General features: G+C 65.8%; 6 protein-coding genes. All 6 read right to left on the minus strand.

Annotated elements, in window-relative coordinates; all coding sequences use genetic code 11:
* Positions 1-106 precede the first annotated feature (106 nt).
* The 6 genes from V6V88_RS16515 to clpA all read right to left on the minus strand — a co-directional run bounded on the left by V6V88_RS16515 (position 107) and on the right by clpA (position 11,515).
* The gene (locus V6V88_RS16515; RefSeq protein ID WP_056324296.1) at positions 107-1,252 is read right to left on the minus strand and encodes a branched-chain amino acid ABC transporter substrate-binding protein; all 1,146 of its coding nucleotides are present in this window, start codon (positions 1,250-1,252) and stop codon (positions 107-109) included.
* A 239-nt stretch (positions 1,253-1,491) separates the two neighbouring features.
* The gene (gene putA / locus V6V88_RS16520; protein ID WP_279991055.1) at positions 1,492-5,313 is read right to left on the minus strand and encodes a trifunctional transcriptional regulator/proline dehydrogenase/L-glutamate gamma-semialdehyde dehydrogenase; all 3,822 of its coding nucleotides are present in this window, start codon (positions 5,311-5,313) and stop codon (positions 1,492-1,494) included.
* 171 nt (positions 5,314-5,484) lie between these two features.
* A complete protein-coding gene (locus tag V6V88_RS16525) occupies positions 5,485-6,168 on the minus strand; it encodes a PqiC family protein (RefSeq protein WP_338615652.1) in 684 nt (227 codons plus the stop codon).
* A 6-nt stretch (positions 6,169-6,174) separates the two neighbouring features.
* The gene (locus V6V88_RS16530) at positions 6,175-7,839 is read right to left on the minus strand and encodes an MlaD family protein (protein ID WP_338615653.1); all 1,665 of its coding nucleotides are present in this window, start codon (positions 7,837-7,839) and stop codon (positions 6,175-6,177) included.
* A gap of 47 nt (positions 7,840-7,886) precedes the next feature.
* Positions 7,887-9,203: a paraquat-inducible protein A gene (locus tag V6V88_RS16535; RefSeq protein WP_338615654.1), complete on the minus strand. Its 1,317-nt coding sequence runs from the start codon at positions 9,201-9,203 to the stop codon at positions 7,887-7,889.
* Complete coding sequence (clpA, locus tag V6V88_RS16540) at positions 9,203-11,515, minus strand: ATP-dependent Clp protease ATP-binding subunit ClpA (RefSeq protein ID WP_338615655.1); 2,313 nt, start codon at positions 11,513-11,515, stop codon at positions 9,203-9,205. The genes V6V88_RS16535 and clpA overlap by 1 nt, the downstream gene beginning before the upstream one ends.
* Positions 11,516-11,556: the final 41 nt, after the last annotated feature.

Genomic DNA, 11,556 nt, shown 5'->3' on the forward strand with positions numbered 1-11,556 from the left:
GCAAAGGCCTGGCCGCGCGTCGCGCGCCGCAGCGCCGGACGGCGCGTGCGGAAAAAAGCGGGCGGATCGTGGCGCGTGGCCTGCGCCGCCCTGGTTTCGGGCCGGCTTAGTTGGCCTGGCTGACCATCGTTTCAACCATCTCCCACTTGCCGTTCTTGACTTCGTAGATGGTGACCGAGATTTCCTTCAGATCGCCCTTGTCGTCGTAGGAAATGTGCTCGCTCGTCGCGCCCTTGCGGTTCAGCTTGGCCAGCTTGGGCAGATACTTTTCGGGTTCGGCGGAACCGGCCTGTTCGATGGCCGTGATCATGTTCCAGGCGCCGTCGTAGGCGTACGGCGCGTACACGCCGGGGGCCTTCTTGAAGCGGGCCTGGTAACGCTGTTCGAAGTCCTTGCCCGCGGCCATCTTGTCCAGCGGCACGCCGGCCAGCGAGGCGTAGGTGCCGTCGGCGGCGTCGCCCGCCAGCTTGATGAACGTGTCGCTGCGAGTCATTTCGCCCGACACCAGCGGCGCCTTCAGACCCAGCGTGGCGAGCTGGCGCTTCATGGGGCCAGACTGCGCGTCCAGGCCGCCGTAGAAGATGGCGTCAGGCGCGGAACCCTTGATGTTGGTCAGGATGGCCGTGAAGTCGTTGGCCTTGTCGGTGGTGTACTCGCGGCGCACGACCTGGCCGCCAGCGGCCTTGACGGCCTTCTCGACCTCGTCGGCCAGACCCTGGCCGTAGGCGGTGCGGTCGTCGATGATCGCAACCTTCTTGGCCTTCAGGTTTTGCACGATGAACTTGCCGACCGCGGCGCCCTGCTGGGTGTCGCTGGTCATCATGCGGAACGTGGTTTCGTAGCCCTGCTTGGTGTACTCGGGCGAGGTCGCCATGGCGATCTGCGGCAGGCCGGCCTCATGGTAGACACGCGATGCCGGGATGGTGGTGCCCGAGTTGAAGTGTCCCAGGATGCCCACGACGTCCTGATCGACGAGCTGCTGGGCCACCTGCACGCCCACGCGCGGGTCAGCCTGGTCATCGCGCGAAACCAGCACAAACTTGGCCGTCTCGCCGTCAACCTTGATGCCCTTCTTGTTGGCTTCTTCGAGCGCCAGGTTCAGACCGTTCTGCATGTCCTCGCCGTAGTGCGATTGCGGACCGGTCAGCGGGGCGGCAAAGCCGAACTTGATGTCGGCGGCCTGCGCGGCGGCGGTCATGCCAGCGGCGGCGATGCTGGCGGCGAGGAGCTTCAAAGTGGTGCGCAACTTCATGGGGAATCCTCCGAGGTATCGGACTAAGGCCTTGTTATACCTGAGCTTTTAGCCAGGCTTTTGGTTTTTTACTACCGCGGGCCCAGTGATCTCCGGGTCCCGCGCATGCATTTTCTGCAGAGTCTGAATGCCGGATTGCGGCAGCCAGACCAGAGGTGCGACCGGATTTTCGTTCCAGTGCAACCTAGCCCGATATTGGAGATAACCCTTGGATACCCAAGGGTTACCCCTGGTGACGTTTAACCGATCGTCATGAGGCTGGCGTTGCCGCCCGCCGCGGCAGTGTTGACGCTGACGGAACGCTCGGTCAGGAGGCGCTCCGGCACGTAGCTGGCGCCGGCCGCCAGCGCGTCGGACGTCAGGCCGTGCACCGCCAGAATGGCGCCCGGGCGCCGCGCGATGCGCTGATTCAGCGCCTTGAGCGCATCGCCATCGCCTTCGAACAGCACCGCCTGGTAGTCGGCGTCGTCGACGTCGGTATCAGCCAGAATGCCCGCCTGACCCTGCTGCTCGGCGTCCAGCGTCGCCAGCAGCGCCTGTGCGGCCGGCGTGTCGGCAAACCAGGCGTGGTTGCCGGTCAGGCGCGCCACGGACCACTGCGCGCGCGCGCCCGCCTCGGTGGCGGCCACGCAGTACACGGCGCCGCGCGGCTCGACCATGTAGGTATTGGTCTCGCCGGTCGGACCCGGCAAGGCGATGCGCTGCGGCAGCGGCGCCGCGGCGTCCAGCGCCGGCGGCAGACCTGCGGGGCGCGTGCCGAGCAGGCGGTACATGTACAGCGGACCGCCCGCCTTCGGACCCGTGCCCGACAGGGCTTCGCCGCCGAACGGCTGCACGCCCACCACGGCGCCCACGATGTTGCGGTTGACGTAGACGTTGCCGGCGTGAACCTGGCCCGTCACATGCGCGATGGTTTCATCGATGCGGGTGTGCACGCCGAACGTCAGCCCGTACCCCGTGCCGTTGATGGCATCGAGCAGCGCGTCCAGCTCGTCGCGCTTGTAGCGGACCACGTGCAGGACCGGCCCGAAGACTTCGCGGGTCAGCTCGCTGACGTTGTCGATTTCGATGATGGTCGGCGGCACGAACGTGCCATGACGGCATTCGCCGTTCAGCTCGACCTGGTCGATGCGATGACCGGCCGTGCGCATGGCTTCGATGTGACGCTGGATGCCGTTGCGCGCCTCCGTGTCGATGACGGGACCGACATCGACGGACAAGCGGTCGGGGTTGCCGACGGCGAGTTCGCGCATCGCGCCGCGGAGCATGGTCAGCACGTGGTCCGCGTTGTCTTCCTGCACGCATAGCACGCGCAGCGCCGAGCAGCGCTGGCCCGCCGAATCGAACGCGGAACTGAGCACATCAAACACCACCTGCTCGGACAGCGCCGACGAATCCACCACCATGGCGTTCTGGCCGCCGGTTTCGGCGATGAGGGGAATGGTGTGTCCGTTATCGTCCAGGCGATCGGCGAGCGTGCGGGCAATGATGCGCGCCACGTCGGTTGAGCCGGTGAACATCACGCCGCGCACGCCAGGGTTGGCCACCAGTTGCGCGCCCACGGTCTCGCCGCGGCCCGGCAACAACTGCACGGCGCCGGCGGGCACGCCGGCCGCGCGCAGGATGGCCACGGCTTGCGCGGCGATCAGCGGCGTCTGCTCGGCCGGCTTGGCCAGCACGGTATTGCCCGCCGCAAGCGCTGCCGCCACCTGGCCGGTAAAGATTGCCAACGGGAAATTCCACGGGCTGATGCACAGCACGGTGCCCAGCGGACGGTGCGTGTCGTTGCTGAATTCCTGCTCGGCCTGATCGGCGTAGTAGCGCAGGAAATCGACGGCCTCGCGCACTTCGGCGATGGCGTTGGGCAGCGACTTGCCGGCTTCGCGCACGATCAGGCCCAACAGGGTCTGCATCTGCTCTTCCAGCAATTGCGCCGCGCGGCGCAGGCACTGGGCGCGCTCGGCCACGGGCGTGGACTGCCAGATCGGCGCGGCGTTGGCGGCCGCGCGCAGGGCGATGTCCGCATCGGCGGAATCGGCCTCGATGACATGACCCACCACGTCGCGCAGGTTGGCGGGGTTGCGCACCTCGATGGCCTTGGCGGCATCCCAGTGTTCGCCGCCTTCTCCCAGCATGGGACCGGCGCGCCACGGCGTGCCGGCGCTGGCCAAGAGCGCCGCCGACAGCGATCCCAGGCGGTGTTCGTTGCTCAGGTCAAGACCCGCCGAATTGGCGCGCGCGCCGTCTTGGGGATTGCCGTAGAGCTCGCGCGGCAGCGGGATCTTCTCGTGCGGCGCGCCCAGAGGCGTGATGCGCGAAGCGGCTTCCACCGGATCGGCGACCAGCGTCTCGACGGCGATGGAATCATCGCCAATCAGGTTCACGAACGACGTGTTGGCGCCGTTCTCCAGCAGGCGGCGCACCAGGTACGCCAGCAGCGTTTCGTGCGTGCCGACCGGCGCGTAGATCCGGCAGGGGCGGTTGAGCTTGCCCTGCGCCAGTGGGCCGACGACTTCTTCGTACAGCGGTTCGCCCATGCCGTGCAGGCACTGGAACTCGTACTGGCCGGGGTAGTAGTTCTGGCCGGCAAGCTGATAGATCGCCGCCAGCGTGTATGCGTTGTGCGTGGCGAACTGCGGGTACACGGCTTCGGGCGCGGCCAGCAGTTTGCGGGCGCAGGCAATGTAGGCCACGTCCGTGTACAGCTTGCGGGTGTAGACCGGATAGCCTTCCAGGCCATCGACCTGCGCGCGCTTGATTTCGCTATCCCAATAGGCGCCCTTCACCAGGCGCACCATCACGCGGTGACGGCTGCGGCGGGCCAGGTCGATGACGTAATCGATGACGAACGGCGCACGCTTCTGATAGGCCTGGATGACGAAACCGATGCCGCTCCAGCCTTCGAGTTCGGGTGTGAAGCAAAGCGCTTCCAGCAGATCCAGCGAGATTTCCAGACGGTCGGCTTCTTCGGCGTCGATGTTCAGGCCGATGTCGTAGCTGCGCGCCAGGATGGTCAGAGCCTTCACGCGCGGCAGCAGCTCGGCCATGACGCGCTCGCGCTGGGCGCGCGAATAACGCGGGTGCAGCGCGGACAGCTTGATGGAGATGCCGGGGCCTTCGTAGATGCCGCGTCCCGCGGCGGCCTTGCCGATGGCGTGAATGGCCTGCTCATACGACGCGTAGTAACGCTCGGCGTCTTCGGCCGTGGTGGCCGCTTCGCCCAGCATGTCGTACGAATAGCGGAAACCGCGCGATTCCATCTTGCGGTTGTTGGCCAGCGCCTCGGAGATCGTCTGGCCCGACACGAACTGTTCGCCCATCATGCGCATGGCCATGTTCACGCCCTTGCGCACCAGCGGCTCGCCGCCCTTGCCGATCAGGCGCGTCAGCGCCTTGGACAGCGACTGCTCGCTGCTCACGGCCACCAGCTTGCCGGTGATCATCAGGCCCCACGTGGCGGCGTTGACGAACAGCGACTGCGAGCCGCCCATGTGCGACTTCCAGTCGCCGCGGGCCACCTTGTCGCGAATCAGCGCATCGCGCGTGGCGCGGTCGGGAATGCGCAGCAGCGCTTCGGCCAGGCACATCAGCGCCACGCCTTCCTGGCTGGACAGCGAGAATTCCTGGATCAGGCCTTCCACCCCGCCGCCGGTGCGCTTGCCGCGGAGCTTCTTGACCAGGCCGGCTGCCATCGCATGCACCTTTTCCAGGTTGGGCACGCGGGCCTGGCCCAGCAGCAGCGGCACGCACTCGGGCTCGGGCCGGCGGTAGGCCGCCGTGATAGCGGCGCGCAGCACGGATTGCGGTTGCACGTCCTGGCCGAATTCGTAGAACGGCGGCGTCGGTGCGGAATGGGTGTCGGCCGCGTCGTCCTCGCCAGCGGCGTCCGCGCTCAGGTGCGACATCTCGGCGGGCAGATGGCCGCGCTCGATCTTGTCCAGATAGGAAAGGATCGCCTGCTTGTGCAGCCAGTGAGGCGTGCAGTTGAGCTTGTGGGCGGCGGCTTTCAGGCGGTCGCGGAGTGCGTCATCGACTTTGACGCCGAGGGTCGTGCTGGCCATAAGAGATTGCTTCCTGTCGCATGGCAAAGGTGTAACTGGGCCCGATCGGAACCCAGTAGGGGTAGGACCGTATGCTAGACAGGTTGCAACCGCGTTTGTATTAAGGTTAACCCTAGGTTAAACCCTAGTTAACCGATTGAGATCGCGGAGGTTATCCGGATCCCCGGCAGATCATTCCTTGAGCGCGGAACATCCCATCATCTGGACCGAGCCCGATCCCGCGGGCGTCTGGCCGCGGATTGCCGCCGCCATCACGCCGGCCAGGCTCACCACCGCGCGCTGCTGCGCGGCGATCAGGCTGGGGATCGCGTCGTCAGGCACCGCTTCGGTGACGACGCTGCGGCACAACAGGCCCGTGCCCTTGGCATCCACGGGGCGCACGCGCCAGGTGGCGTCCAGCTGTGCCATGCGCCCGGACACCATCTCAAAGCGCTGGACGTCGGTCTGAATGCGCCAGATCGGCGCGCCCGGCCCGGGCTTGACCATCTGCACGTCCAGCGCGCCCAGCTCGCGCTTGAGCGCGTCGGACAAGGCATTGCGCAACTCGTCGCCCAGCGGCGAACTCCAGCGCTCGGAATACAGGGCGGAAATGCTGCCGTCGCCGGTGCGGACCATGAGTTGGGGTTGGTCGGCCTGCGTGGCAAGCGTGACGGGCTGCACCTCGATCAGGAACGAGGCGGAGCCGGGCGCCGCGCCCGGTGCCCCTGCCCGCTCGGGCGTCTGCAGGGTGTAGTAGTGGACGGGCGGCGACGAGCCGCAGGCCGCCAGTGCGCCGGACAGCGCCAGCACGGCCAGCGCGGCGCGGCTGCGTCCGCGGGCAAACGGGGTTGCGAGGCAAGAGAGTCGGCTGTTCATGAGCGTCTAGTTCCTGACTGGGCCGGCGCCCGGGATGGGGTCGTCGCCTCTGCCGCGCAGCAGGGCTTCAGGGTTGGATTGCAGGAAGTCGGCCAGCGCCCGCAGCGAACGGGCGGCGCGGCTCAGTTCCTGCATCGCCCGTTCCGCATTGACCGGCAGCGAAGCGTCGGTGGCAAGCAGCGAGTTGATGTTCGCCATCGAGTCCTTGGCCGCCTTGAGCGCCTTCTGCGCTTCGGGCGCCACCTGCTTGTCCAGGCGGTTCATCAGCTTGGACGTGCTGGCCAGCGTGGCGCGCAGGTCCTCGCCGATCTTGTCGAACGGAATCTTCTCGATCTTGGTGACGATGTTGGTGACCTGCTGCTGGAGCTGATCCAGATTGCCGGGCACCGTCGGGATGATCGCCGGTTCAGACATCTGGAACTCGACCGGCTTGGCGTTCGGGACGTTGTCCAGCACCACGTAAAGCTGGCCGGTCAGCAGGTTGGCCGTGCGCAGCTGCGCACGCAGGCCATGCTTGACCATTACCCCCAGCAAGCGGCCGCCGGCCACGTCGCCGTCCTTGATCGCGCGCTCGCGCACCTCTTCGTATACGCGGCCAAGGCGTTCGGGATACAGCGTGGCGTCCACCAGCGAATAGAAGCGCTTGGTCTCGGGGTCGAAGTCCAGCGTGATCTGCGTGACATCGCCCAGCGTGATGCCGTTGAAGTCGATCGGTGCCCCCACGGCCAGCCCACGTATCGACTGGTCAAAGCGCATGCGGATGGCGAAGGCTTCGCCGTCCGGGTTGGCCTTGGCGGCGGCCTCGGTGGCGTACAGGTCGAACTCGGAGTCAGCCTGGGCAGGCGTGTCGCCGTCGCGCGCGGTCTGCACGGTTGCGAAGGCCACACCGCCCACCGCCATCGACACGAGCGACTGGGTGCGCACCTTCAGGCCGTCGGCATTGACGCTGAAGTCCACGCCGCTGGCGTTCCAGAAGCGCGTGCCGCTGGTCACAAATTTGTCGTTGGGCGCATCGACGAATACTTCGACGTTCACGGCGCGGCCGTTCTCGTCCAACGCATAACCGATCACGCGGCCCACGTTGATGCGGCGGAAATAGACGGGCGACCCGATATCCAGTGAGCCCAGGTCCGACGCCTTGAGCATGAAGCGCTTGCCCGCGCGGTCGTGGGTCACGGCGGGCGGGGTTTCCAGGCCTTCGAAAGACAGCTTGGTGGCGCGTTCGGTGCCGTCCTTGCCCTCTTCCGCGTCCACGCCGATATAGGCGCCCGACAGCAACGTGCCCAGGCCCGATACGCCGCTGACGTCCAGCCGCGGCCGCACCACCCAGAAGTTGGTGCCCTCGCGCGCCAGGTCGGAAACGTCCTTGGCCAGCTCGGCCTTCACGACGACCTTGCTGCGGTCCGAATTGAAGCCGATGGATTTGACCGTGCCGATGTTCACGTCCTTGTAGCGAAGCTGGGTCTTGCCCACCTCCAGCCCTTCGGCGGTATTGAACGAAATCGAAATGTCGGGGCCGGCCTGCATCCAGGTCCGCACGACCAGCGACAGGCCCATCAATGCGGCCACTACAGGCACCAGCCAGATCCAGGAGATCCGGCTCTTCTTCTTGCGCGAGATCGCGGGTGACGCGAACTTCTCTTCACCGGATCCGGGTGCTTGCTCGGACATCTACTTTTTCCTTGTTCTGAGCGGAAAACAACGGCGTGAGGCCTTTCCTAGCCCGCTTGCTTGCCGGCGGCAGACGCCGGCGCATACCGGCCCTCCACCGGCGCTGATTCGATTTCGGCCTGACCTTCCAGGTCCCAGCTACGGCGCAGGTCAAAGCTCATGGCCGCGAGCATGGTCAGGATGACGACCACGCCAAACGCGGCGGCACCCGCGCCAGCGCTGATTTCCATCAGGCCTTTGAAGTCTGCCAGAGCCGCCAGCAATATAACGACAAAAACATCCAGCATTGACCACTGGCCAATGAATTCAACCATCTGATACAACCGCGTACGCGCCCCCAGATTGGTTGTGCTACGCCACTGTTCGGTCAGCAACAGCAGGATCAGCGCCATCAGCTTGGTCAGCGGCACGGCCACGCTGGCAATGAAGACGATAAGCGCGATGTCCCAGGAACCCATCTGCCACAGCTCGACGACGCCGCCCAGGATGGTGTGCGCGCTGTCGCCAAGCAGCGAGTTGACGTTCATCACCGGCAGCACGTTCGCCGGGATGTAGAACACCACGGCCGCCAAGAGCAACGCCCACGTGCGCGCCAGATGATCGGGCTTGCGGTAATGCACCACGGCGTCGCAACGCACGCAGTGATGGTGCGCTTCGGGATCGGCATCGCGCGGCAGGGCCTGCACCTGGCCGCAGACGTGGCAACCGGTCAGGACGACGTCCGGCCCGGCCTCGGGCACATGCACGGGCACGACGTCGACGGATTCTGCATACCGCCACAGCACGTGCGGCGACAGCCTGCCCAACATGGTGAGCAGCACGGTCAGGATGCCGAACGCGGCCAGCCCGATGCCCGGCGACACCGCGGCCATCCCGGCCAGCTTGACCACCGCGACCAGCACGCCCAGAAGAAACACCGGCACCATGCACCACGGCCGCAGCAGGCCCAACAAGCGCATCGCGCCGTGAAACCCGGCGGGCTCGCGGTGTTGCGACAGCGGCCCCAACACCCACAGCAGCACGGTCAGCTGCAGCAGCGGCAGCGCGAAACCGGCCAGGCCGGTCATGATGGAGACCACCCAATGGCCTTGGCGCCAGGTGATGGAAATGGCGTCCAGCAGCGAGGCCTGCTGGACCATGCCTTGCACGGACATCGACGCGACCGGATAGGCGTTGGCCACCCCGAAGACGATCAGGGCAGTGATGGCGAGCGCCAGCCAATTGGACAAAGTAAGCCCGCTGTAGCGCCAGAGCACGGCGCCGCAGCGGGCACAATTGGCGGTCTCGCCAGGTTCAAGCTGATGTCGGCGATAGATGCTTGCGCAGTGTTCGCACTCGATCAGCGGCTGGCGGTCCGCGGTCATCAGTCGACGAGTTCGACTTCCTGCTTGTCCGGCGCGTCCGACGAAGGCGGCTTGCCGCTTTCGTCAAAATCCAGCGTGACCTTGCCCGACTCGTCCAGATCCACCGTGACCGAACCGCCGTCGACCAGCTTGCCGAACAGCAGCTCGTCGGCCAGCGCGCGCCGGATGGTGTCCTGAATGAGGCGTTGCATGGGACGCGCGCCCATGAGCGGATCGAACCCCTCCTTGGCAAGGTGTTCACGCAGGCGCGTGGTAAAGACTGCTTCCACGCGGCGCTCGTGCAGCTGGTCTTCCAGCTGCATGAGGAACTTGTCGACCACGCGCATGATGACCTCGTGGTCCAGCGCGGCGAACGGGATGATCGCGTCCAGGCGGTTGCGGAATTCAGGCGTGAACATGCGGCGGATTTCCGCCATTTCGTCGCCCACCATCCGCGAATTCGCAAAACCGATCGACGGACGGTTCAAGGTCTCGGCGCCCGCGTTGGTCGTCATGATGAGGATGACGTTGCGGAAGTCTGCCTTGCGGCCGTTGTTGTCGGTCAGCGTGCCGTGGTCCATGACCTGCAGCAGGATGTTGAACACATCCGGGTGCGCCTTTTCGATTTCATCGAGCAGCAGCACGCAATGCGGCTGCTTGGTGATGGCCTCGGTGAGCAGGCCGCCCTGGTCGAAGCCCACGTACCCCGGCGGCGCGCCGATCAGGCGCGACACCGCATGACGTTCCATGTACTCGGACATGTCAAAGCGCAGCAGTTCGACGCCCAGCGTGAAGGCCAACTGGCGCGCCACTTCGGTCTTGCCCACCCCGGTGGGGCCGGACAACAGGAAGGCGCCAATCGGCTTTTCCGGCTTGCCCAGGCCCGAACGCGCCATCTTGATGGCGGCGGACAGCGCATCGATGGCGCCGTCCTGGCCGAACACCACCGTCTTCAGGTCGCGGTCCAGCGTGGCGAGCTTGCTGCGGTCGTCGTTGGAGACGGACTGCGGCGGAATGCGCGCGATCTTGGAAACGATGTTTTCGATGTCGACCTTGCCGATCACCTTCTTCTGGCGCGAACGCGGCAGCATGCGCTGAGCGGCGCCGGCCTCGTCGATCACGTCGATGGCCTTGTCGGGCAGGTGACGGTCGTTGATGAAGCGGGCCGACAATTCAGCGGCAGCCGACAGGGCCGCGGCCGAATAGCGCACGCTGTGGTGCTCTTCGAAGCGGCTCTTCAGGCCGCGCAGGATCTGCACGGTCTGCTCGATGCTGGGCTCCGCCACGTCGATCTTCTGGAACCGGCGCGACAGCGCGTGATCCTTTTCGAAGACGCCGCGGTATTCGGTATAGGTGGTGGCGCCAATGCACTTCAACTGCCCGGACGACAGGGCCGGCTTGAGCAGGTTGGAGGCATCCAGCGTGCCGCCCGATGCAGAACCCGCGCCGATCAGCGTATGAATTTCGTCGATGAACAGAATGGCGTCGGGGTTGCCTCGGATCTGCTTGAGCACGCCCTTCAGACGCTGCTCGAAATCGCCGCGGTACTTGGTGCCGGCCAGCAGCGCGCCCATGTCCAGCGAATAGACCTGAGCAGCCTGCAGGATTTCAGGCACTTCGCCGCGCGTGATGCGCCAGGCCAGGCCCTCGGCGATGGCGGTCTTGCCAACGCCGGCCTCGCCCACCAGCAACGGGTTGTTCTTGCGGCGGCGGCACAGCACCTGGATGACGCGCTCGACTTCGTGCTCGCGGCCGATCAGGGGATCGATCCGGCCCGCAAGCGCGGCGGCATTCAGGTCGGTGGCGTACTGATCCAGCGGCGACTGACGCGAATCGCCCTGCTCTTCACCATTGGGCTGTTGCTCTTTCTGCACGGCGGCGGACTCCACCTGCGGCTGTTTGGTAATGCCATGAGACAGGAAATTGACCACGTCCAGACGGGTGACACCCTGCTGTTGCAGGTAGTACACGGCATGCGAGTCTTTTTCGCCAAAAATGGCCACCAGCACGTTCGCGCCCGTGACGGGCTTCTTGCCCGTGCCGCCGGCCGAAACATGCATGATCGCGCGCTGAATGACGCGCTGGAAACCTAGCGTGGGTTGCGTGTCGACTTCGGCGCCGCTGGGGATCACCGGGGTGTTTTCCGAGACGAACTGGCGCAGGTTGCGGCGCAGGTCATCCAGGTTGGCCGCGCACGCGCGCAGGACCTCGACCGCCGAAGCGTTGTCGAGCAGGGCGAGCAGCAGGTGCTCGACGGTAATAAATTCGTGCCGGGCCGAACGGGCCTCGACGAAAGCCATATGCAGGCTGACTTCAAGCTCTTGAGAAATCACGCTTCCTCCGTAACGCATCGAAGCGGGCTAATACACGATTC

Origin of the sequence: Achromobacter sp. E1 (assembly GCF_037039475.1) — a bacterium.
GTDB lineage: Bacteria > Pseudomonadota > Gammaproteobacteria > Burkholderiales > Burkholderiaceae_B > Achromobacter > Achromobacter mucicolens.